Below are 22,954 nucleotides of genomic sequence, written 5' to 3'. Positions count from 1 at the left end.
ATTAATTTACACCAAAGACTAATATGAAAATTCTAATCACTTTGGGCCTTTGCCTTCTAACCTTTGCCTCCTTTTCGCAAACCCATCACAAAATCTATGACATTATTGATGCGGTATCGGCAGACCGCATTCAAAATGATATCCAAACCCTAGTCGATTTTGGTACACGAAATACCTTTAGCGACACCCTTTCCAAAACACGTGGTATTGGCGCAGCAAGACGTTGGATTAAATCTGAATTCGAATCCATTTCAAAAGATTGCAACCATTGTTTAGAGGTTTTTTATCAAAAAGATTTTGTAACAAAAAAAGGGAACCGTCGCGTGCCGCACGATGCTTGGGTGGTTAATGTTGTGGCCATCCAAAAAGGCACAACATACCCCAATCGCTATGTTATTATGAGTGGCGATATTGATTCGCGCGCCAGCGACACGATGGATTTTACAACCGATGCGCCCGGAGCAAACGACAATGCCTCTGGTATGGCAGGCACCATTGAAGCGGCTCGGGTTTTATCACATTACAAATTTGAGAACAGTATTGTTTATGTTGGGCTTTCGGGCGAAGAACAAGGGCTTTTTGGCGGTGCTGGATTGGCAAAATACGCGAAAGAAAAAGGTTGGGATATTATTGGCGTTTTAAACAACGATATGATTGGAAACATCAAAGGCGTTGATGGCGTAATTGACAATAGAACCTTTAGAATTTTTTCTGAACCCACGCCTCCAACCGAAACCGAACTTGAAAGAAATGCTCGTCGTTTTTACGGTGGCGAAGTCGATGGTATTTCACGCCAATTAGCACGTTACATTCATAAAACCACAAAAACCTATATGCCGGAAATGAACCCGATGATGGTGTACCGATTGGATCGATTTGGCCGTGGCGGACATCACAGGCCGTTTAACGACTTGGGTTTTGCCGGTAGTAGAATTATGGAAGCCCACGAAAACTACACCCAACAACATCAAGATATTCGCGAAGAAAACGGCATAAAATATGGCGATGTCATCGAGCATGTTAATTTTGAGTATGCCAAAAAACTAACTGCGGTAAACGCTATAAATATGGCGAGTTTAGCCGCTGCACCTCCACAACCAAACAATGTGGCCATTGGCGGTATTGTACAGCCATCGGTAAAGTTTAAATGGGATAAGGTTGATGGCGCCATAGGTTATAAAATTTATTGGCGAGATACCACATCGCCTACTTGGGACCATAGTCGCTATGTTGGAGATGTTTCAGAATTTACTTTAAATGGGATAGTTATTGACAATTACTTTTTTGGTATCGCTTCCGTTGGAGAAAACGGTTTTGAAAGCGCAGTGGTTTTTCCAAACAAAATATTTAGAGATTGAACTCGTTTAAACTTCTTTTTAATTAATTTTAAGCAAAATTTAAACTCATGAATTACGGCTTCCGATTACTAATAATCTTTTTAATATTTCCGTTTGTTTCAGTTGAAGCACAAGACATATCTTTAGAAAAACATCAATTTACAAGGCAAGATACCTTACGCGGAAGCATTACACCCGAACGTTCTTGGTGGGATTTAACCTATTATCATTTGGATATAAAAGTAAATCCGGAAGAAAAATCCATTAAAGGAAAAAATACCGTTCAATATAAAGTTTTGGAGAATCATACCGTGATGCAAATCGATTTGCAACCGCCTTTAAAACTCACAAAAGCTACTCAAAACGGAAAAGATTTAAACATAAAACACGACGGAAACGCGCATTTTATCACACTAATCGACAATCAAAACATAGGCGATATTAATAATGTAACCGTGTATTACGAAGGCGTACCAAGGGAAGCTATTCGTGCGCCTTGGGATGGTGGTGTATCTTGGAAAAAAGATACTAATGGCAACCATTTTATAGCCACATCCTGCCAAGGTTTGGGCGCGAGTGTTTGGTGGCCAAATAAAGACCACATGTACGATGAAGTGGATAGCATGCTCATCAGCGTGAACGTACCAAAAGATTTAATGAACGTGTCTAACGGCAGGTTACGACTTGTTGAGCGCATTGGCGATACCAAAACCTTCCATTGGTTTGTAAAAAACCCTATCAATAATTACGGTGTTAATATGAATATTGGCGATTACGTTAACTTTTCCGAAGTTTACGATGGCATGGCAGGAAATTTAGACATGGATTATTACGTATTGCGCGATAACCTTGAAAAAGCCCAAGTACATTTTAAAGATGCCCCGAAAATGATGGAAGCCTTCGAGCACTGGTTTGGGCAATATCCGTTTTATGCCGATAGCTTTAAACTGGTTGAAGTACCGTATTTGGGTATGGAACACCAAAGCTCTGTAACCTACGGCAATCAGTACAAAAAAGGGTATTTGGGCAACGATTTATCGGGAACCGGTTGGGGTTTAAAATTCGATTTTATCATTATCCACGAAGCCGGCCACGAATGGTTTGCCAATAGCATTACCAATAAAGATGTTGCCGATATGTGGATTCACGAAAGTTTTACATCCTATTCCGAAAACCTGTTTCTGGATTATTATTACGGAAAAGAAGCCTCGGCAGATTACGTTATCGGCACCCGAAAAAAAATTGTTAACGACAAACCCATTGTTGGGAAGTATTACGGTGTAAATAAAAAAGGATCGGGCACAGACATGTATTACAAAGGCGCCAACATGTTGCATACCTTGCGCCAACTTATTGAAGATGATGAAAAATGGCGTCATATTTTACGTAAAATGAACGTAGAGTTTTATCATCAAACGGTAACCACGCAACAAATAGAAGATTTTCTATCGAAAGAAACCGGTATTGATTTAACCGAATTTTTTAATCAGTATCTACGAACTACATTAATTCCGACTTTGGAATATACCATTGAAGATAAAACCTTAAAATACCGTTGGACCAATATTGTTGATGGTTTTGACATGCCCATTCAAGTTGAAATAGAAAATGATGCGCAATGGCTGTTTCCGAAAGCAGATTGGAAAACGATGCCTTTAAAGACTAATAACCCGTCTTTAATTGTGAATAGAAATTTTTACGTTGAAGCAAAAAAGCTTTAATCTCTATGGAACTCCCCGAGCTTTATTTTAAAACCGATATCGAATGGCGCGAATGGTTACACCAAAACCATAGCACGGTAAAAGGCGTGTATCTTATTTTTTATAAAGTTGAAAACAAAGAAGCTTCAATGCGGTGGGAAGACGCCGTAAAAGTGGCACTTTGTTATGGTTGGATCGACTCAACCGTAAAAAGTTTGGGCAACGGAAAACGGCGGCAATACTTTACACCGCGAAACCAAAAAAGTGTGTGGAGCGCTTTAAACAAAAGATATATTATTGAATTAAAGGCTTCAAATTTAATGCATCAAAGCGGTCTTGAAATAATTAAAATCGCAAAACAAAATGGGTCATGGACGGCTTTAGATGATGTTGAAAATGAGGTGATTCCAAAAGAACTTCAAAACGCATTCAATAAAAACAAAAAAGCGTTTAACCATTACAAAAACTTTGCACCGTCTTACAGAAAAGGGTATTTGTATTGGTTAAACCAAGCGAAAAGAGAGGCCACAAGAGAAAAACGTATTGCAGAAATTATACGACTTTGTGAATCAAATATTAAAGATAGAGGCGGATGGTAATAAGTTTCTTAACAACTCTTTAAGAATAAACGTGTTTTAATTTCTTATTTTCGGCAGCTTGAAATCTCCTGTTTTTTTGAAAGCAAAAACCAAAACATTAGCAAAACAATCTAGAATTTACCGAAAACTGCATCGGTTTGTTGCGGTACCGTTTGTTGTGTTTATGTTTATAATGGGAGCTACAGGTTTGCTTCTTGCTTGGAAGGACCAACTTCAATTTAAACCCAGCACCCAAAAATCTATTGCCGATAATCGGGATTTAATTTCTTTAGATGTCATTAAAAACAATGCGGTTGCATATATTGAAAAAATGAATCTATCGTCTGAAATCAACAGAATTGATTACAGACCCAATAAAGGCACAGCTAAAGTACGTTTTGAAAATCATTTTACGGAATTACAAATAGACTGCTACTCGGGTCAAATTATTTCTGAAAAACAACGGACAGCAGATATCATCGAGATGATTCATGATGGCTCTATTTTAGATTATCTGTTTAAAAACCAATCCAAACCAGTAAAACTTTTTTATTCGTCGGCAACCTCATTGGCGCTAATACTGCTGTCTTTTAGTGGTTTTTGGTTATGGCTCAAACCCCGTCAAATAAAAAAAATAAAGAGCTAAAAATAAGTTTAAAACATATACAGTTCGTTTTTCTTAACTTTAAAACTTCAATTAACTAACTTAACTATATTATGAAAAAACTCATAACTGTAGTGATGCTATTGTGCGTTACTATTTTTACTGCCCAAGAATTCTCCATGGATTTGGTTAAAAACATGGCACCAAGAAACATTGGTCCTGGTGGCATGTCCGGTCGTGTTACCGCCATTGATGTGGTTCACAAAAACCCAGACATTATGTATGTTGGTACCGCTTCTGGCGGTCTTTGGAAATCAACTTCCGGCGGCATTACTTGGAATCCAATTTTTGATAACGAAGTAACGGCTTCCATTGGGGCTGTGGCCATTCAACAATCCAATCCGAGTGTAATTTGGGTGGGAACCGGTGAGGGAAACCCGCGAAATAGCCTAAACGGCGGTTATGGCATTTATCGTTCGCTCGATGCCGGCAAATCTTGGACCTCTATGGGTTTAGAGAATACGCGCCATATTCATCGCGTTATTATCGACCCCACAAACCCGAATACGGTTTATGTTGCCGCAATTGGCTCGCCGTGGGGCGAACATCCCGAACGCGGTGTTTTTAAAACTACCGATGGCGGCGAAACTTGGAATAAAATCCTTTTTACAAACAACAAAACCGGTGCTGCAGATTTGGTAATGGATCCTACAAATCCCAATAAATTGATTGCAGCCCTTTGGGAACACAAACGCGACCCTTGGTTTTTTAATTCGGGTGGCGAAGGTTCTGGCTTGCACATGACGCATGATGGCGGAAAAACTTGGAAAAAAATCACAGACGAAGACGGTTTGCCCAAAGGAAACTTAGGACGTATGGGCATTGCCATAGCCGCAAACAAACCCCATATCGTTTACGCTTTGGTTGAAGCCAAAAAAAATGCGCTTTACAAAAGTGAAGATGGCGGTTTTAAATGGAAAAAAATAAACGATAAAGACGATATTGGCGATCGTCCGTTTTACTATTCTGAAATTTATGTCGACCCGCAAAACGAAAATCGTGTGTATTCCATTTACACATACGTTAATGTTTCAGAAGATGGCGGCAAGAACTTCACGCAGCTCATGCCTGCTTACAATGTTGATAATGGCGTGCATCCAGACCATCACGCGTGGTGGATTCATCCTAAAAACGGTAATTTTATGATTGATGGGAATGATGGCGGACTTAACATTACAAAGGATGGCGGTAAATCGTGGCGCTTCATTGGCAATTTGCCGGTCGCTCAATTTTACCATATTAATGTAGATAACGATATACCGTACAACGTTTACGGTGGCATGCAGGATAACGGTTCGTGGAGAGGGCCAGCTTATGTGTGGAAAGCGCAAGGTATTCGCAACAGCTATTGGCAAGAAATTAGTTTTGGCGATGGTTTTGATGTGGTGCCGGATAAAGAAGATTCACGGTTTGGCTGGTCGATGTACCAGCAAGGAAATGTTATTAGATACGATTGGCAAACAGGCAATAATTACGTTGTAAAACCAACGCATCCCGATGCCGATGTAAAACTTCGATTTAATTGGAATGCGGCCATAAATATAGACCCTTTTGATAATAACACCTTATACTTCGGGAGTCAATTTGTTCACAAATCAACGGATAAAGGGTTAACGTGGAAACTCATTTCAGACGATTTAACCACCAACGACCCTGAAAAACTAAAACAGAGTGAAAGTGGCGGATTGACCATGGATGCCACCGGTGCCGAAAACCACTGTACCATTTTAGTGATTGAACCATCGCCTATTGAAAAAGATATGCTTTGGATTGGTACAGATGATGGTCGTGTACACATTACCCAAAATGGCGGACAAAGCTATACCGAAGTCACCAAAAACATAAAAGGTTTGCCCGCAGGAAGTTGGATTCCGCAAATAAAAGCTTCAAACAAAAACAAAGGCGAAGCGCTTTTAATCGCTAATGATTACAGGCGTTTTAATTACACACCTTATGCTTACCGCACCAAAGATTACGGTAAAACATGGTCGCGTATTGTTGATGCCAACGATGTTAAAAGTTATACACTATCGATTGTTGAAGATATTGAAGAACCCAACCTCATGTTTTTAGGTACCGATGATGGTTTATACCTATCACTTAATGCGGGAGAAACATGGACAAAATGGACCGAAGGTTTCCCAACCGTTTCAGTAAAAGATTTGGTAATCCATCCGCGCGAACACGATTTAATTATAGGCACGTTTGGTCGTGCTGCTTGGGTTTTGGATGATATTCGCCCGTTGCGATCCATGGCAAAAAACAAACAAGTTTTAACTAAAAAGTTAGAACTTTTCTCGCCACCTATCGCCTATCAAGCTGCTTATCAACAACCCACGGGAAGCCGATTTGGTGCCGATGCGCTCTATCATGGGAAAAACAGAAATAGCGGCGCACAAATATCTTATTATATAACCGTTGATGACAAAGAAGCTTCCGATAAAAAAGATGAAGATGGCGATTCCTCTGAAAATGATTTAACTGAAAATGATGAAAAGGACGAAACTAAAGTGAAATGGGACTCGTTAACCATGAAAATTTACAATGGCGATCGTTTAATCCGTACTTTAAAACAAAAAGCACCGAAAGAAACCGGTATTCATAAATGGACTTGGAATATGGATGAAAAAGGTCCGGACAGACCGTCGAGAACCATTAGAAAAAGTAATGACGAAAATGGTGGTGTAGACGTAAAACCAGGTGTTTACAAAATTGTGATGCAGTTTGGAGATCAAATTTCAGAGGAAATGATTACTGTAAAAAGCGATCCGCGCCTAAACATAACCCAAAGCAGTATCGACGAAATTTATAAGGCTTCCAAATCCGTTGAAAGTCTGTCGCAACTTATGGCAGATGCCGTTAAGCAATTGGTTGAAAGCAAAAATGTTTCAAAAAAATATCAATCGGAGCTTAAAAAACTAGATAAAGAAACATACAAAGATGAAATAAAAGTTTCAAACGACATCATAAAAAAAATAGATGATTTAATTGCCTTATTTTTAGGGAAAGAAGATAAACGCCAAGGTATTACGCGTAATCCAGAAGTTAACATTAATCAGCGCATCCGTTTGGCAAATGGTTATGTGAGGTCGAGGCAAAATGGGCTAACCTCAACCGAAAATATATTAATCGAACATGCCAAAAACGCTTTAAAAGATGGTCTGGATAAAACCAATGCCTTTTTTAATGACGATTGGAAAACCTATAAAGAATCAATGGAAATCATTAACTTATCACCATTTAAAACCACTAAATCATTTAAATTAAATTAGTTATGAATAAATTACTAAGCCTAATCCTTTTAGTTTTATTTGTTGGCTGTAAAAAAGACAATGAAACAAAAGAAGTTGCTTTAAATTTAAAGCAATACACCATAGAACAGTTTATGGATAACGAAGCTGTTGGCGGTGGGAGTTTTTCTCCAAACAATTCAAAATTACTCGTTTCCAGCAATCGGTCTGGTATTTACAACATGTACACCGTACCTGCAACCGGTGGTGAGTTTACACCCATTACAGCATCGGATTCTTCATCCGTTTTTGCCATTTCATATTTCCCAAATGATGAGCGCATGCTTTACAGAGCCGATGGCAATGGCGATGAAATTTACCATATTTATATGCGCGATACCGATGGAACCATTACGGAACTTACACCCGACGAAGGCGCAAGGGCTTTATTTTACGGATGGGCACACGACGGTAAAAGTTTTGCTTACGGCTCTAACAAAAGAGATAAACGCTTTATGGATGTTTACGAAATGGATATTGGCGACATGTCTTCAAAATTAATTTATCAAAACGACGAAGGCTATAATCTCAATGCGATTTCAAGCGACAAAAATTTATTCGCGCTAAGCAAAACGATAAACACCAACGATAGCGATATTTTTATTTTTAACAGAACCGCCAAATCGCTGAAAAAAATAAACGAGAACCAAAGTTCAAATGCCGTACAGGATTTCACTTTAGATAATGAAACGCTTTATTACACAACCGACGATGGCTCGGAGTTTTCGTATGTCATGAAATACAATATCACTACCGGTGAAAAAGAAAAAGTATTGGAAAAATCTTGGGATATTAACGGCATCTATTTTACGCATAACGAAAAATATATGGTGAGTTTTATAAACGAAGATGCCAAAAACACCATAGAAATAACGGAAATGTCAACCGGTAAAAACCTAGAACTTCCCGATTTTAAAAACGGTAGCATTACCAGCGTTGGTTTTTCCAGAGACGAAACCATGATGCGCATGTATGTTGGCGGTTCAAACAGTCCGTCAAATTTATTTACCTATAATCTTGAAACCAAAAAACTGCATCAAATCACCGATGTACTTAACAAAGACATTGATGCCAACCATCTGGTAACAGCCAAAGTGATAAGATATAAGTCTTTTGATGGTGTAGAAATTCCGGCTATTTATTATTTACCGCACCAAGCATCGGCAGACCATAAGGTTCCCGCTTTGGTTTTGGTTCATGGAGGTCCGGGTGGCCAAAGCAGACAAAATTTCAGCTCATTAACGCAATATTTGGTCAATCATGGTTATGCTGTACTTGCCGTAAACAACCGCGGAAGCAGTGGTTATGGAAAAACTTTTTTTCAAATGGACGATTTAAACCATGGTGAAAAAGATTTACAAGATTGTGTTGAAGGTAAAAATTGGTTAGCCGCCCAACCGGAAATTGATGCCAGCAAAATTGGCATTATGGGAGGTTCGTACGGTGGTTATATGACGATGGCTGCATTAACCTACACTCCAGATGAGTTTGCCGTGGGTGTTAATATATATGGTGTAACAAACTGGTTGCGCACGCTTAAAAGTATTCCGCCGTGGTGGGAATCGTTTAAAGATGCGCTTTATAAAGAATTGGGAAATCCGCATACAGCAGATTCCATCAGATTACATAGAATTTCGCCTTTATTCCACACCGATAAAGTAACCAAACCATTAATTGTGCTACAAGGCGCAAAAGACCCGAGGGTTTTACAAGTAGAATCTGACGAGATTGTTGAAGGTGTTCGTAAAAACGGCGTACCCGTAGAATATGTTTTATTTGAAGATGAGGGCCACGGTTTTGTTAAAAAAGAAAATCAGATTGAAGCTTACAGCAGAATCCTTAAGTTTTTAGATACGTATCTTAAGAAAGAAAACGAGCCTATTGATGGCGAAATACCTTCAAAGGAAATTGAAGCAGAAACAAACTAAAACAAAAACGCTCTGAAAATTTTCAGAGCGTTTTTTTATTCTACGCGTTTTAACGCTTCAATATCCTCGATTTTTATTTGTTTGCCTACAGTGGATATCAAACCTTCTTTTTTAAATTGAGAGAGTACCCGAATGGCAGATTCGGTAGCTGTACCAACAATGTTGGCAAAATCTTCTCTGGAAAGCAAAACGCTTAACGAGCCATCGGGGTTGGTGCCAAAACTATCGTGAATATAAATTAAGGCTTCGGCCAATCGTTCTCTCACAGATTTTTGAGCCATATTAACGATAACGTCATCCGCTTCTTTTAAATCACTCGCCATTTCTTTTAACACTTCAAACGAAAATTTCGAGTTGTTCTTTAAATCGTTGATGATTTCGCTTTTCGGAATAAAACAAACTTCCATATCGTTTAAGGCCACAGCCTGCAAATTAGAGCTTTCATCAGATATAAGCGATCGTTGTCCCAACAATTGTCCTTTAACAACCATTTTTACAATTTGGTCCTTTCCGTTGGCACTTAGTTTAGATAGTTTACAAATACCATCCTTCACACAGTACACGCCATTTAGCATTTCTCCTTCTTCAAAAATCACTTCTCCTTTTTTAATAAACATAGACGTTTTACAACCCGAAATTCGCATTAACTCATCGGTTGTCAATGCTTTAAGAGAATTAAACTGCTTAATAATACATTGCTCGCACTTACTCATATCAAATAATTAAATGATTAGCAAAAATAACCAAAACATGACAAATATCATATTAAATTTCTCATTAACTTTACAGTTTTGCAAAAGGTATAAATGAGCAAATATAATGGGCAAAAACACATGTTTTCATTGTGGTTTAGAGGCGACTTTTACTGAAATTAAATATGATGACAAATCGTTTTGCTGTAATGGATGTAAAACTGTTTACGAAATTTTCTCTGCAAACGATTTAACGTGCTATTACGATTTACAACAAGCGCCAGGAACCACGCCAAAAGATGTTGAGGGCAAATACAACTTTTTAGAAAACCCTAAAATTATCGAGCAATTGCTGGAGTTTAATGATGGGGAAACGCAGGTTGTTAACTTGTACGTTCCCAACATTCATTGCAGTTCGTGTATTTGGATTCTTGAAAATTTGAACAAATTAAATGCCTCCGTAAGTGCTTCCATGGTCAATTTTGGAGAAAAATCCGTCAGGATTACTTACAACTCCACCACCTTTACATTAAAAAACCTCGTTACATTACTTAGCAGTATTGGTTACGAACCTTATATAAGTTTAGACGATTATAGCGTAGGCAAAAAAGAAATAGACCGATCGCTTATTTACAAATTGGGTATTGCCGGTTTTGCTTTTGGGAATGTGATGTTTTTGTCGTTTCCGGAGTATTTTGAAGTGGGCGAATTTTGGTTGGAACAATACAAATACCTTTTTAGGTGGCTCATGTTTGCCTTTTCGTTGCCCGTTATTTTTTACTCGGCACAAGATTATTTTATTTCGGCATATAAAGGATTACGCGCAAATATTTTAAATATTGATGTGCCCATTGCGCTTGGGGCATCGGTATTGTTTATAAGAAGTTCCGCTGAAATCATCCTCGATATCGGCTCTGGTTTTTTTGATAGTTTAACCGGATTTATTTTCTTTATGTTATTGGGTAAGTTTTTTCAGCAAAAAACCTATTCGTTCTTATCTTTTGAGCGCGATTACAAATCGTATTTCCCTATCGGGATTACAATAATAACACCGGAAGGTGATGAAGAATCTACCCAAGTATACGATATTAAAAAAGGCGACCGCCTACTTATTAGAAACGAAGAGCTAATTCCGGTAGATTGCATTTTAATTAAAGGAAACGCCCGTATAGATTATAGTTTTGTTACTGGCGAATCTAAAACCGTGGCGAAACAATCTGGCGATAAGCTATTTGCGGGTGGCAAACAACTTAATGGCACTATTGAGGTTGATGTTTTAAAATCGGTAGAGCAAAGTTACCTTACTCAACTTTGGAGCAACGATGTTTTTAAAACCGATAAAGCATTGGCTTTTACAGACATTACAAACCGCATTAGCAAACGTTTTACAATCACTATTTTATTAATTGCTTTGGTAGCCACCTCGTATTGGTTGGTTATAGATTCCAGCAAAGCGTTAAACGTTTTTACATCGGTTTTAATCATTGCTTGCCCCTGCGCCATCGCCCTATCTGCACCTTTTACTTTTGGGAATATTTTACGGATTCTGGGGAAGAAAAAATTCTATCTGAAAAATGCCAGTGTGATAGAGCAGTTGGCAAAAATAAATACCATCATTTTTGATAAAACAGGCACCATAACGGCAAATAAGGAAACAAGAATAAATTATGAAGGTGAAACACTTTCAGCCTCGGAAGAATCCCTTTTAAAAAGCACGTTGCGAGGTTCCAACCACCCATTAAGCCGCTCGTTGTACAATCTTTTAAGCGAACACAATATTGTATCGTTGGATACTTTTGAAGAGCACCTAGGCCAAGGCATTCAAGCCCAGTACAAACAAGAACAGATTAAAGTAGGCTCTGCGCCTTTTGTGGGCCACACCACAGATGCAACAACCTTAAACACCACGGTACACGTTAGCACAAATAACCAATACAAAGGGAAGTTTACATTTTATAATGCCTACCGAAAAGGCTTATCGCAATTATTCAACACCCTAAAAAAGGATTACGATTTGGTTATTCTTTCTGGCGATAATGCGGGCGAAAAAGATAATTTAACAAAATTGCTGCCAACAAAAACCAAGTTGTTGTTTAACCAAAAACCGGAAGATAAATTAGAATACATAAAATACCATCAAACCGAAGGCGCTAAAGTTTTGATGATTGGCGACGGATTAAACGATGCCGGCGCACTGGCACAAAGTGATGTTGGTATAGCCATTTCAGAAAACGTAAACGTGTTTTCACCGGCTTGCGATGCCATTTTAGATGCTTCAAAATTCAATCAATTATTCAATTACATAAAGGTTTCAAAATCTGCTATAAAGATCATCAAGTGGAGCTTTGCGCTATCGTTTATTTACAATATCATTGGGCTTTATTTTGCAACCACAGGGCAATTGGCCCCGGTAGTGGCAGCCATATTAATGCCTTTAAGCTCTATAAGCATTGTGGTATTTACAACCATTGCAACAAATATTTTAGGCAGAAAATTAGAATAGAAAATATGTAAACCCTATTCTTTTGTATTTATGATAAAAAGAATTATTTTTAGAAAAAATAGTAGTTTTTTTACATAAAGGATAAAAATATCATCAATGTAAAAAGGGTAAACATTAAAAAGAATGACTTAAACATGACAAAAGTCATGTTTTCGAAAAAGGCATAAAACTATTTTTGTTCCGTAACTTCAAATTAGGTATGAGTGTTATATATATTTTATTGAGTATTAGCATAGTTGTTGCTATCGTGTTTTTTTTGGCATTTATTTATGCGGTTAAAAAAGGGCAATTTGATGACAGCTATACACCTTCCGTTCGCATGCTTTTTGAAGATGAGCTTGTAAAAAATCAACCAAAACCAACGTTAAAAACTAAAAAGACCAATTAATTATTATGGAAGTACAACAGTTTCATTACGATAACAAAATCGTTAAAAATTTCCTATATGCCACCATGCTTTGGGGTGTTGTGGGGATGTTAGTAGGTTTACTGCTGGCATTTATGTTTTTATTCCCTAATCTAACCGACGGCATTTCGTGGTTAAGTTTTGGTCGTTTAAGACCATTGCACACCAATGCTGTTATTTTTGCCTTTGTGGGCAATGCCATTTTTGCTGGTGTTTACTATTCGTCTCAGCGTTTACTTAAAGCACGAATGTTTAGCGATGCCTTAAGTAAAATTAACTTCTGGGGCTGGCAACTTATTATTGTTGGCGCTGCAATTACACTACCTTTAGGCTATACTTCATCAAAAGAATATGCCGAACTGGAATGGCCTTTTGATATTGCCATTGCTGTAATTTGGGTGGTTTTTGGCTGGAATTTAATTGGTACTATTCTTAAAAGAAGACAACGCCATTTATACGTTGCTATTTGGTTTTATATTGCCACTTTTGTAACCGTTGCGGTGCTTCATATTTTTAATAGTTTAGCAGTGCCTGTGAGTGCCATGAAAAGCTACTCGGTGTATGCCGGTGTTCAAGATGCCTTGGTACAATGGTGGTACGGACATAATGCCGTGGCATTTTTCTTAACCACTCCGTTTTTAGGATTGATGTATTATTTTGTTCCTAAAGCGGCAAACAGACCGGTATATTCTTATAGGTTATCAATCATTCACTTTTGGTCATTAATCTTTATTTATATCTGGGCTGGACCACATCACCTTTTATACACAGCCCTACCAGAATGGGCTCAAAACTTGGGCGTTGCATTTTCAGTCATGCTATTAATGCCTTCTTGGGGTGGTATGATAAACGGATTGCTAACCTTACGCGGTGCATGGGATAAAGTACGAACCGACCCCGTTTTAAAATTTATGGTGGTAGCAATTACCGGTTATGGTATGGCAACTTTTGAAGGGCCTATGTTATCACTTAAAAACGTAAATGCCATTGGCCACTTTACCGATTGGATTATCGCCCACGTACACGTTGGTGCCTTAGCTTGGAATGGATTCTTGACCTTTGGAATGATTTATTACTTGGTTCCAAGATTGTTTAAAACCAAATTATATTCCATAGGATTGGCAAATTTACATTTCTGGATTGGCACTTTAGGAATTATTATGTACGCCCTACCGTTATATGTTGCAGGGTTTACCCAAGCGAGTATGTGGAAACAATTTAATCCTGATGGCACATTAACCTACGGAAACTTTTTAGAAACCGTTACCGAAATAATGCCTATGTATTGGATGCGTGCCATTGGTGGAACCTTGTTTTTAACAGGGATGTTAATCCTTATATACAACGTTATTGCAACCGTTGTAAATGGTAGCAAAGTAGAAGACGAATTGGCTGAAGCTCCTGCTTTACAAAACGTATCAAAACACCGTACTGCGGGCGAAGGCTGGCACACCTGGTTAGAGCGTAAACCTATAAAATTAACTATTGGCGCGACCATTGCCATTTTAATTGGTGGTATAGTTCAAATTGTGCCAACCATTATGGTAGAATCCAACATACCAACAATAAGCAGCGTACAACCATACACACCCTTGGAATTAGAAGGGCGCGACATTTACATCCGCGAAGGCTGTGTGGGCTGTCATTCACAAATGATTCGACCATTTAGAAGTGAAGTAGAGCGCTACGGCGAATACTCAAAAGCCGGGGAATATGTGTACGATCATCCGTTCCTTTGGGGCAGTAAACGTACAGGACCGGATTTACACCGCATAGGCGCAAAGTACTCTGATAACTGGCACTTAAACCACATGTACGACCCACAAAGCACATCATCGGGTTCTATAATGCCAGCGTACCAATGGTTGGTTAGAAATGAACTTGACAAATCGAACACCGAAACAAAAATGAAAGCCATGGTCACTTTAGGCGTGCCTTATACAGATGAAGATATAGACAACGCACAACAGGCTATGTTGGAGCAAGGCACTCAAATTGAGAATAACCTATATACGGACCCCGATTTTGCTGAAACTTACGAAGCCGATAAAGCAGCAGGTGGCGAAGATTTTGTAGAAATGCGAAATCGCGAAATTGTAGCCCTTATCGCCTATTTACAACGCTTAGGAACCGATATTAAAGTAGAAACCGCTCAAAACTAAACACCATGCTAAAATTTGTAAAAAACCATATGGAAAGTATTACAGGTATAGAAATATACCCAATCATTTCCTTACTTATATTTTTCATCTTTTTTGTAGCTCTGTTTTGGTGGGTATTTACTGCTAAAAAAGACTACATAAACAAAGTAAGTAACTTACCATTAGATAACCAAAACCAAACTGAACTATGAGAAATTTAATACCATCTTGGGTAAGAGTACCTGTTGTATTTTTTATCATCTTCGGACTTGTTGAATATTTTGTTGATTCTGCAGATCAACCAGCATTTATAGAGCAGCCCATCGTATTGTTGTTTTTATTGTTAATACTATTTGTGCTTATCGCCATGGAGGCTATTGTGGCATCTGTCGATAATATTTTATATCAGAGTTTAGATGAAGAAGCTAAAGCTAGATATGATGCCAAAAGAAGTAAAGCACCGGAATTTAAGTGGATAAAAAACACGTATAAAAAATTATTGGGGCAAAAACCAGTTGAAGAAGAGCACGAAATTATTTTAGACCACAATTATGATGGCATAAAGGAATTGGACAACAATCTTCCACCGTGGTGGCTTTGGGGCTTTTACGCCTCCATTGTTTTTGCCGCTGTTTACTTATTAAGGTACCATGTTTTTAGCGGCCCTAATCAATATCAAGAATTGGAAGCTAAAATAGCACAGGCAAAAATAGATATTGAAGAGTATAAAAAAACAGCTAAGGATTTAGTTGATTTTAATACCGTTGAACTATTAACCGATGCATCCGATTTAAAAGCGGGACAAGCCATTTACGACCTTAACTGTGTGGCCTGCCATAAAGCCGATGGCGGTGGCGGTATTGGCCCAAACCTTGCCGACGAGCATTGGATATTAGGGGGCGGTATTAAAAACGTGTTTAAAACCGTATCGGAAGGTGGTCGTGCCGGAAAAGGCATGATTGCTTGGAAACAAAGTTTAAAACCTGCCGAAATTGCCCAAGTATCAAGTTATGTGCTGCAATTTCAAGGTACAACACCCGCAGAACCAAAAGCAGCCGAAGGCGATATTTGGGTTCCCGACGATAACGAATAAACCATATGCTTGCTAATTTAGCCATTTGAATAGAAAAGACAGACCTGTTAATCCGAAACGTTGGGACTAACAGGTCTGACAAAATAAAAACAACACTTTGGAAACTCCAGAAAACGAATCATTTAGAGATAGCATCGGTACCCTTACCGATGAAGGGAAGCGTGCTTGGGTATATCCAAAAAAACCAAGCGGTAGGTATTACGAAAAGCGCAAAATAGTCAGCTATGTTTTGCTGGCTTTTTTGTTTGCCGCACCGTTTATAAAAATTAACGGCAACCAGTTCTTAATGTTCAATATTTTAGAGCGCCGTTACAATATTTTTGGTTTTCCGTTTTGGCCTCAGGATTTTTATTTATTCGTTATTTCCATGCTAATTGGCGTTATTTTCATCGCGCTTTTTACTGTTGGTTTCGGACGAATTTTTTGTGGCTGGATTTGTCCGCAAACCATTTTTATGGAAATGGTTTTCCGTCGGATTGAATATTGGATTGAAGGCGACCGAAACAAACAACGCAAACTAGACAGACAAAAGTGGGATGCCGAAAAAACAAGAAAACGTGTTTTTAAATGGTCCATATTTTTGATCATTTCGTTTTTAATTGCCAATATATTTTTAGCCTATTTAATAGGCAGCGATAAACTAATAAAATATATCACTGCTGGACCTTTCGAGCATTTAGGTACGTTGTTTCCGCTTATTATTTTTACGGCAGTATTCTATTTCGTGTTTGCTTGGTTTAGGGAGCAAGTGTGTATTATTGCTTGTCCTTACGGCCGATTACAAGGTGTTTTGCTTGATAACAAATCAATCGTTGTTGCCTACGACCACAAGCGCGGTGAAGGTAAAAATGGTAGAAAAAAATACAGAAAAAACGAAGACCGTGAAGCCCTTGGCCATGGCGATTGTATCGATTGTTTTCAATGCGTGCACGTTTGCCCAACGGGAATTGATATAAGAAACGGTACGCAACTAGAATGTGTAAACTGTACTGCTTGTATTGACGAGTGCGACCATATAATGGAAAGCATCAACCTCCCAAAAGGTTTAATTAGATATGCAAGTGAAAATGAAATAGAGAAAAAAGAAAAGTTCAAGCTTACCGCCAGAATGAAAGGCTACATAGCCGTACTCACTATTTTAACGGGGCTTTTAATAGGCATGCTTTTATTACGTAACGATGTTGAAGCACGGGTTTTACGATTACCAGGGCAATTGTACGAACATAAAGAAGGCAACATAATCAGTAACGTTTTTACTTATAAATTGGTTAACAAAACCTCCAGGGAAATTGAAAACATAAGCTTTAAACTCAGAAAATATAAAGGTGACATTATTTTGGTTTCAGCTAATAGTAATTTTGTTGTACCCGAGCAAGGGTTGGCCGAAGGGACACTGTTTATTGAAATCGATAAAAGTGAGTTGGTAGGCGATAAGAACAAATTAACCATTGATGTGTACAGTGGCGACGATTTAATTGAAACCACAACGGTAAACTTTTTAGCACCACGGAGTTATAATTAAAAAGAAGTTAATAGTGTTCGGTCTTCAGTAGGCAGTACACTCATCTGAAAAAAAATAAAGTTTAATTAAAAAGATTCCTGCTTTTGCAGGAAGTAAGATTATGAAGTTTAATTGGGGAACAGGAATTGTATTGGCGTTTATAGGTTTTATAAGCTTTATCATGTACTTTATTATTACTATGAATACAGACAGTAAGTACGACCACGACTTGGTTACTGAAGATTATTACAAACAAGAATTACAAGTTCAAAATGATATTGAAAAACAAAAAAACGCTAATACTTTAGAAACGAATATAAAATGGAAGAAAACCGATAAAGGCATTGTTTTAACATTTCCAGAAACCTTAAAAGCTGAAAAAATAACAGGAAAAGTGTTCCTATATAGACCATCTAATAAACAATTTGACTTTGAAACTGCTATTTCACTGTCAAACCACAATTTGCTCATACCTGACAAGCGTTTATTGGATGGTCGTTGGAACATTATAGTTGATTGGCAATATAGCGGAAAATCGTATCTCTACAAAAAAGAAATTGTGTATTAAACTTTAAAACCATGCTTTGGTCAGCGCTTATTTTAGGTCTTTTAGGAAGTTTTCATTGCATTGGCATGTGCGGTCCTATTGCATTTATGCTACCTGTAGACCGCAGTAATTCGGCTAAAAAAGTAATACAAATTTCAGTTTATCATTTTGGCAGATTATTGGCTTATAGCCTCATCGGACTCGTATTTGGTTTGGTTGGCAAAAGCCTATACATTTTTGGTTTACAACAACAATTGTCTATCGTCATAGGTGTTTTAATGATTGTTGTGGTTTTGATACCCGTACAATCCTTTAATAAGTATAATTTCTCGAAACCTATTTATAAAATTATTTCCAAAGTAAAATCCGCTTTAGGAAAAGCCTTAAAAAAGAAAACGGCCGACACCTTTTTAACCATTGGTTTTTTAAACGGATTTTTACCTTGCGGATTGGTGTATATGGCTGTTTTTGCATCTATAACAACAGCAAATGCTTTGCAAGGTAGTTTGTATATGATGCTGTTTGGTTTGGGCACAATTCCGCTGATGACTTCGGCTATTTACTTAGGGAAATTTTTAAACACCACCATTAAACAACGCATACAAAAAGCCATTCCTGTATTTGTTGTGGTAATTGGTTTGTTGTTTATTGTTCGGGGTTTGGGCCTGGGTATTCCGTACCTCTCTCCCGCTCCAATTACCGAAATAGCTTCTGGTGATATAGAGTGCCATTAACAACTTGAAACCGATTAGTAATAATGGACACATATCCTGCAAGGTTTTAAGATGCTATTTTAAATATTAATTGTGAATGTTTTAATTTGAATACAAAAATTACACTTAGGTTAATTGCATTCAAATTCATAAAAAAAGAGGCGGACAAAAAAGTAATTTATAGTGTCATATTGAGTGCAGTCGAAATATCTTAGATAGCAGATACATAAGATTCTTCGACTGCGCTCAGAATGACAAACTACATTTTTTTATCTTTTCAGTCAGCCTCTTTTTCTTCTTAAATAAATAATTAAATCTTAAACGTAATAACCGGTAAGGTGGAATGGTTTGCCACATCTTCACCAACGCTACCTTGAAAGAAATGAGATAAGCCTTTCCTGCCATGTGTTGGAACAGCAACTAAGTCGGCCCCCATTTTCATTGAAAAGTTTAAAATTCCATCTTCAACCGTGTAATCAGATACATAATGTACATCTTTCATACGGTCTAAATTTCTATCGGCTTTAGTGAAAAAGTTGACCACCTGACGTTCAATTTCCAATGAACTTTTAAATCTATCATTTGGTAAATTCACATAAACCAAATACATTTTGGCACCCATTTTTTCAAATAATTTTGAAGCTTTTAAATAAGCGCTAATCGTTGCTTCCGAGAAATCGCAGGCAAAGGCCACGTCTTCAAAATTAACTTCATTCAAATCATTTTTAACAACCAAAACCGGGATATTGGCGTTGCGAACCACGCGCTCGGTATTCGAGCCAATAAACAATTCCTTTAAACCACTAACGCCGTGCGACCCCATAACAATAAGGTCTGCCCCGTGCTTTTCTGCCACATCATTAACTTCGCTAAAAACTTTAAAGTGCTTAATTATTGGAGTAACTTTTACATCTTTTAGATAGTCTTTATCCAAAAATTCATTGAATTTCTTTTCTGCTAATTTTAAAAAAAACAAAGCCTCTGGATGTATAGACTCGGGCGTGTTGGTAAGTATCGCATCAGACAACTCCAACATGTGCAGTGCATAAATTTTGGCATCGTTTTTCTTGGCTAATTTAGCTGCCGCTTTTAAGGCAAACTCTGAATGTTCAGAGAAATCTATAGGTACAATAATTTTTTTCATAAGGCTCTTATTTTAGGTTTCCACTTTCGCGAAAATGAAAATTTATAATCTATACCTCCACATTATCGAGGCGTAATTTTCAATTAAACAGTCATTGAAAACAATTGTACATCGGGTTGTTTTCGTTGCAACAACACATCAAACGCCATGCAAATATTTCTAACAAATGGTTGGCCTGCTTTTGTAACCTCAATACTATTTGGGTTTATAATAAGCAGTCCGTCGGCTTCCATTTCTTTTAATTGTAAAAGTGTTTCCGGCAATTCTTTAAAATAAAGCTGATCTTGTGTCCATGTGGTTTTAAATTGACACATCAAATTAAGAATATGTTTTCTTATAATTAAATCTTCTTCGTTTAAAATATGTCCTCGGTAAACCGGTATTTTATTATCTTTTAGTAACTCGTAATAATCTTCTATACGCTTTACGTTTTGAGCAAAACCATACCAACTATCACTAATTGAAGAGACACCCAATCCAACCATAGCCTGTGTTTTTGATGCCGTATACCCCATAAAATTCCTGTGCAAACTGCCGCTTTGCATCGATGTATAAAGGCTATCTGTGGTTAATGCGAAATGATCCATGCCAATTTCGTGGTAACCAACCTCGGCAAGCAATTCCTTGCCCATTTCGTACTGTGCGCGCTTTAATTCGGCCGATGGCAAATCGGTGTCTTTAAAACCGCGTTGCCCGTTTCCTTTTATCCACGGTACATGTGCATAACTATAAAATGCCAACCTGTCTGGCAGCAATGCCTTGGTTTTTAATATGGTTTCTTTTACGTGCTCTAAAGTTTGAAACGGCAACCCGAAAATAATATCGTGACCAACCGATGTGTATCCAATCTCACGTGCCAAATCCGTTGCCCGTTTTACGTTTTCAAAAGGTTGAATTCTATGAATGGCCTTTTGCACGGTTTCGTTGTAATCCTGCACACCGTAACTTACACGCCTAAACCCAACATCGTAAAGGGCCTGCAAGTGCTCTCTTGTAGTATTATTGGGATGACCTTCAAAACTAAACTCGTAATTTTCAGCCACTACGGCATCCTTTAAAATTCCGTTAATTAACAATTTTAAGTTATCCGGACTAAAAAAAGTTGGTGTCCCGCCACCAAGGTGCATCTCCTTAATTATTGGCTTTTCATCAAACAAGTCCAAATACAAATGCCATTCTTTTAAAACCGCTTTTATATAAGGCGACTCAACACTATGTTGTTTTGTAATGCGCTTGTTGCATCCACAAAAGGTGCACAAACTTTCGCAAAAAGGCAGATGAATATATAAACTTATACCTTCTTTGGAGTTGCTTTCTTTAAACGATGTTACCAAAGAAGATTTCCATTTTTCCAACGAAAACGTCTCATTATTCCAATACGGCACCGTTGGGTAACTTGTATACCGAGGGCCCGCAATATTGTATTTGTTTACTAAATTGCTTAACATACCTAACTATTAATACAGCAAAATTACAACATCACTTAGCTATAAAATATGATATATGTCATGCAGAATATTTGCATTTCGTTAATTATTACTTAACTTTCGGATAAATTAAAACACGTAATAAAAATGAAAAAAATAAGCTTCCTTTTAATCGCCTTAACCCTAAGTATTTTCGCTTGTAAAAACGATAAAAAAAAGACTGAAAACATTGAAGAGACAGTTGAAGTAAAAGTGGAAACTCCAAAAAAACTCAAAATTGCCTTAAATGCAAAAAGCAACAGCAACGTTACGGGCAATGCCGTATTTAAAGAAGAAAACGGCACGGTAACGATGACTGCCATTATTGAAGGTTTAGAACCTGGGAGTCACGCCATTCACCTCCATGAAAAAGCCGATTGCACTTCGGATGATGGCACATCAGCTGGCGGACATTGGAATCCGACTGCACAACCACATGGGAAATGGGGCGATGCGACGGGGTATCATAAAGGCGATATTGGTAATTTTATAGCAGACGAAAACGGCAACGGTACCATAACATTTTCTACAGATGAATGGTGTATTGGTTGCGAAGACGACAACAAAAACATTATTGGTAAATCTGTTATTGTACACGCTGGAGCAGACGATTTTACATCGCAACCATCGGGGGCAGCTGGTGCTAGAGTTAGTTGTGCGGGTATTATTGAGTAAGTAATATCTAGAAAACAACCACAACACAAACAGCAAACACCTTAAATGAATTTAGAAACCTTAGTAGCAAATTTTAAGCAAAAAGACGAAAAAGCTTTTGAAAGTCTTTACAATATGTATAGCCATAGCATGCATGGTGTTATCTATAATATTGTTAGAGACCACGATATAGCCGAAGAGGTTATGCAAGATGTTTTTATAAAAGCATGGCATAAATCCGATAGTTATAATAGTGAAAAAGGCCGATTTTTTACTTGGATTTTAAACATAGCACGACATGCCGCTATTGATAAAACACGTTCTAAAAATTTTAAGAACTCTAAACAAAACCTCAACTCCGATTTTTTCGTAGATATACTTGAAACCAGCGATAATCTGGATAATAAAACAGATGCCATTGGCATAAAAAAGTTTGTAGATAAACTGGCTAAAAAATGTATAGAAGTTATCGAACTGCTATATTTTAAAGGCTATACACAAAGCGAAGCATCAGAAACCCTTAATATGCCCATTGGGACTATTAAAACCCGAAACAGGAATTGTATTAAGGAATTACGAAGCATGGTTTTAAATTAA

General features: G+C 37.7%; 19 protein-coding genes. 16 read left to right on the top strand and 3 right to left on the bottom strand.

Annotated features, from left to right (window positions below):
• The first annotated feature begins 23 nt into the window (after positions 1–23).
• The 6 genes from ACN5J7_RS03455 to ACN5J7_RS03430 all read left to right on the top strand — a co-directional run bounded on the left by ACN5J7_RS03455 (position 24) and on the right by ACN5J7_RS03430 (position 9,497).
• The gene (locus tag ACN5J7_RS03455) at positions 24–1,358 is read left to right on the top strand and encodes a M28 family peptidase (protein WP_418602745.1); all 1,335 of its coding nucleotides are present in this window, start codon (positions 24–26) and stop codon (positions 1,356–1,358) included.
• A gap of 47 nt (positions 1,359–1,405) precedes the next feature.
• Complete coding sequence (locus ACN5J7_RS03450; RefSeq protein ID WP_418602744.1) at positions 1,406–3,058, top strand: M1 family metallopeptidase; 1,653 nt, start codon at positions 1,406–1,408, stop codon at positions 3,056–3,058.
• A gap of 5 nt (positions 3,059–3,063) precedes the next feature.
• Positions 3,064–3,636, top strand: a complete 573-nt coding sequence (locus ACN5J7_RS03445; RefSeq protein ID WP_418602742.1) for a YdeI/OmpD-associated family protein — start codon at positions 3,064–3,066, stop codon at positions 3,634–3,636.
• Positions 3,637–3,712: 76 nt separating this feature from the next.
• A complete protein-coding gene (locus ACN5J7_RS03440; RefSeq protein ID WP_418602740.1) occupies positions 3,713–4,261 on the top strand; it encodes a PepSY domain-containing protein in 549 nt (182 codons plus the stop codon).
• A gap of 71 nt (positions 4,262–4,332) precedes the next feature.
• Positions 4,333–7,551, top strand: a complete 3,219-nt coding sequence (locus tag ACN5J7_RS03435; protein ID WP_418602739.1) for a WD40/YVTN/BNR-like repeat-containing protein — start codon at positions 4,333–4,335, stop codon at positions 7,549–7,551.
• A gap of 2 nt (positions 7,552–7,553) precedes the next feature.
• The gene (locus ACN5J7_RS03430) at positions 7,554–9,497 is read left to right on the top strand and encodes an alpha/beta fold hydrolase (RefSeq protein ID WP_418602738.1); all 1,944 of its coding nucleotides are present in this window, start codon (positions 7,554–7,556) and stop codon (positions 9,495–9,497) included.
• A gap of 35 nt (positions 9,498–9,532) precedes the next feature.
• On the opposite strand, the gene ACN5J7_RS03425 is transcribed toward ACN5J7_RS03430, so the two are convergent.
• The gene (locus tag ACN5J7_RS03425) at positions 9,533–10,210 is read right to left on the bottom strand and encodes a Crp/Fnr family transcriptional regulator (protein ID WP_311939646.1); all 678 of its coding nucleotides are present in this window, start codon (positions 10,208–10,210) and stop codon (positions 9,533–9,535) included.
• A 106-nt stretch (positions 10,211–10,316) separates the two neighbouring features.
• On the opposite strand from ACN5J7_RS03425, the gene ACN5J7_RS03420 reads away from it, so the two are divergent.
• The 8 genes from ACN5J7_RS03420 to ACN5J7_RS03385 all read left to right on the top strand — a co-directional run bounded on the left by ACN5J7_RS03420 (position 10,317) and on the right by ACN5J7_RS03385 (position 19,114).
• Positions 10,317–12,692, top strand: a complete 2,376-nt coding sequence (locus tag ACN5J7_RS03420; RefSeq protein ID WP_418602737.1) for a heavy metal translocating P-type ATPase — start codon at positions 10,317–10,319, stop codon at positions 12,690–12,692.
• Between the two features lie 199 nt (positions 12,693–12,891).
• The gene (ccoS, locus tag ACN5J7_RS03415) at positions 12,892–13,080 is read left to right on the top strand and encodes a cbb3-type cytochrome oxidase assembly protein CcoS (RefSeq protein ID WP_311939642.1); all 189 of its coding nucleotides are present in this window, start codon (positions 12,892–12,894) and stop codon (positions 13,078–13,080) included.
• 5 nt (positions 13,081–13,085) lie between these two features.
• A complete protein-coding gene (ccoN, locus tag ACN5J7_RS03410; RefSeq protein WP_418602736.1) occupies positions 13,086–15,260 on the top strand; it encodes a cytochrome-c oxidase, cbb3-type subunit I in 2,175 nt (724 codons plus the stop codon).
• 5 nt (positions 15,261–15,265) lie between these two features.
• Complete coding sequence (locus ACN5J7_RS03405) at positions 15,266–15,451, top strand: CcoQ/FixQ family Cbb3-type cytochrome c oxidase assembly chaperone (RefSeq protein ID WP_311939638.1); 186 nt, start codon at positions 15,266–15,268, stop codon at positions 15,449–15,451.
• Positions 15,448–16,332: a cbb3-type cytochrome c oxidase N-terminal domain-containing protein gene (locus ACN5J7_RS03400; protein ID WP_311939637.1), complete on the top strand. Its 885-nt coding sequence runs from the start codon at positions 15,448–15,450 to the stop codon at positions 16,330–16,332. The genes ACN5J7_RS03405 and ACN5J7_RS03400 overlap by 4 nt, the downstream gene beginning before the upstream one ends.
• A 97-nt stretch (positions 16,333–16,429) precedes the next feature.
• Positions 16,430–17,854 carry a cytochrome c oxidase accessory protein CcoG gene (gene ccoG, locus ACN5J7_RS03395; protein ID WP_418602735.1) on the top strand — a complete coding sequence of 475 codons (1,425 nt, stop codon included), beginning with the start codon at positions 16,430–16,432 and terminating at the stop codon, positions 17,852–17,854.
• A 100-nt stretch (positions 17,855–17,954) separates the two neighbouring features.
• A complete protein-coding gene (locus ACN5J7_RS03390) occupies positions 17,955–18,401 on the top strand; it encodes a FixH family protein (protein ID WP_418602733.1) in 447 nt (148 codons plus the stop codon).
• An 11-nt stretch (positions 18,402–18,412) separates the two neighbouring features.
• Complete coding sequence (locus tag ACN5J7_RS03385; RefSeq protein WP_418602732.1) at positions 18,413–19,114, top strand: sulfite exporter TauE/SafE family protein; 702 nt, start codon at positions 18,413–18,415, stop codon at positions 19,112–19,114.
• A 289-nt stretch (positions 19,115–19,403) separates the two neighbouring features.
• Here the strand turns inward: ACN5J7_RS03385 and ACN5J7_RS03380 are convergent, their stop codons facing one another.
• Positions 19,404–20,237, bottom strand: coding sequence for a universal stress protein (locus ACN5J7_RS03380; RefSeq protein WP_311939630.1), 834 nt, complete (start codon positions 20,235–20,237; stop codon positions 19,404–19,406).
• 83 nt (positions 20,238–20,320) lie between these two features.
• On the bottom strand, positions 20,321–21,685 hold the full coding sequence (gene hemN / locus ACN5J7_RS03375; protein WP_418602731.1) for an oxygen-independent coproporphyrinogen III oxidase: 1,365 nt from the start codon (positions 21,683–21,685) through the stop codon (positions 20,321–20,323).
• Between the two features lie 126 nt (positions 21,686–21,811).
• On the opposite strand from hemN, the gene ACN5J7_RS03370 reads away from it, so the two are divergent.
• Both ACN5J7_RS03370 and ACN5J7_RS03365 read left to right on the top strand, forming a co-directional pair.
• Positions 21,812–22,378 (top strand): superoxide dismutase family protein, encoded by a 567-nt coding sequence (locus ACN5J7_RS03370; protein WP_311939626.1) that lies wholly within the window; start codon positions 21,812–21,814, stop codon positions 22,376–22,378.
• 45 nt (positions 22,379–22,423) lie between these two features.
• Complete coding sequence (locus ACN5J7_RS03365; RefSeq protein WP_418602730.1) at positions 22,424–22,954, top strand: RNA polymerase sigma factor; 531 nt, start codon at positions 22,424–22,426, stop codon at positions 22,952–22,954.

Source organism: Hwangdonia sp. (assembly GCF_048381975.1).
GTDB classification, from domain to species: Bacteria; Bacteroidota; Bacteroidia; order Flavobacteriales; family Flavobacteriaceae; genus Hwangdonia; species Hwangdonia seohaensis.
The sequence above is the reverse complement of the archived record's forward strand: the minus strand, read 5'-3'. Positions and strand labels throughout refer to the sequence as shown.

Coding starts and splice junctions, on each gene's coding strand:
- ACN5J7_RS03425 (WP_311939646.1), bottom strand. CDS start 10,210: ATGAGTAAGTGCGAGCAATGTATTATTAAGCAGTTTAATTCTCTTAAA.
- ccoN (WP_418602736.1), top strand. CDS start 13,086: ATGGAAGTACAACAGTTTCATTACGATAACAAAATCGTTAAAAATTTC.
- ACN5J7_RS03420 (WP_418602737.1), top strand. CDS start 10,317: ATGGGCAAAAACACATGTTTTCATTGTGGTTTAGAGGCGACTTTTACT.
- ACN5J7_RS03450 (WP_418602744.1), top strand. CDS start 1,406: ATGAATTACGGCTTCCGATTACTAATAATCTTTTTAATATTTCCGTTT.
- hemN (WP_418602731.1), bottom strand. CDS start 21,685: ATGTTAAGCAATTTAGTAAACAAATACAATATTGCGGGCCCTCGGTAT.
- ACN5J7_RS03365 (WP_418602730.1), top strand. CDS start 22,424: ATGAATTTAGAAACCTTAGTAGCAAATTTTAAGCAAAAAGACGAAAAA.
- ACN5J7_RS03430 (WP_418602738.1), top strand. CDS start 7,554: ATGAATAAATTACTAAGCCTAATCCTTTTAGTTTTATTTGTTGGCTGT.
- ACN5J7_RS03390 (WP_418602733.1), top strand. CDS start 17,955: ATGAAGTTTAATTGGGGAACAGGAATTGTATTGGCGTTTATAGGTTTT.
- ACN5J7_RS03445 (WP_418602742.1), top strand. CDS start 3,064: ATGGAACTCCCCGAGCTTTATTTTAAAACCGATATCGAATGGCGCGAA.
- ACN5J7_RS03405 (WP_311939638.1), top strand. CDS start 15,266: ATGCTAAAATTTGTAAAAAACCATATGGAAAGTATTACAGGTATAGAA.
- ACN5J7_RS03455 (WP_418602745.1), top strand. CDS start 24: ATGAAAATTCTAATCACTTTGGGCCTTTGCCTTCTAACCTTTGCCTCC.
- ACN5J7_RS03400 (WP_311939637.1), top strand. CDS start 15,448: ATGAGAAATTTAATACCATCTTGGGTAAGAGTACCTGTTGTATTTTTT.
- ACN5J7_RS03385 (WP_418602732.1), top strand. CDS start 18,413: ATGCTTTGGTCAGCGCTTATTTTAGGTCTTTTAGGAAGTTTTCATTGC.
- ACN5J7_RS03435 (WP_418602739.1), top strand. CDS start 4,333: ATGAAAAAACTCATAACTGTAGTGATGCTATTGTGCGTTACTATTTTT.
- ACN5J7_RS03380 (WP_311939630.1), bottom strand. CDS start 20,237: ATGAAAAAAATTATTGTACCTATAGATTTCTCTGAACATTCAGAGTTT.
- ccoS (WP_311939642.1), top strand. CDS start 12,892: ATGAGTGTTATATATATTTTATTGAGTATTAGCATAGTTGTTGCTATC.
- ACN5J7_RS03370 (WP_311939626.1), top strand. CDS start 21,812: ATGAAAAAAATAAGCTTCCTTTTAATCGCCTTAACCCTAAGTATTTTC.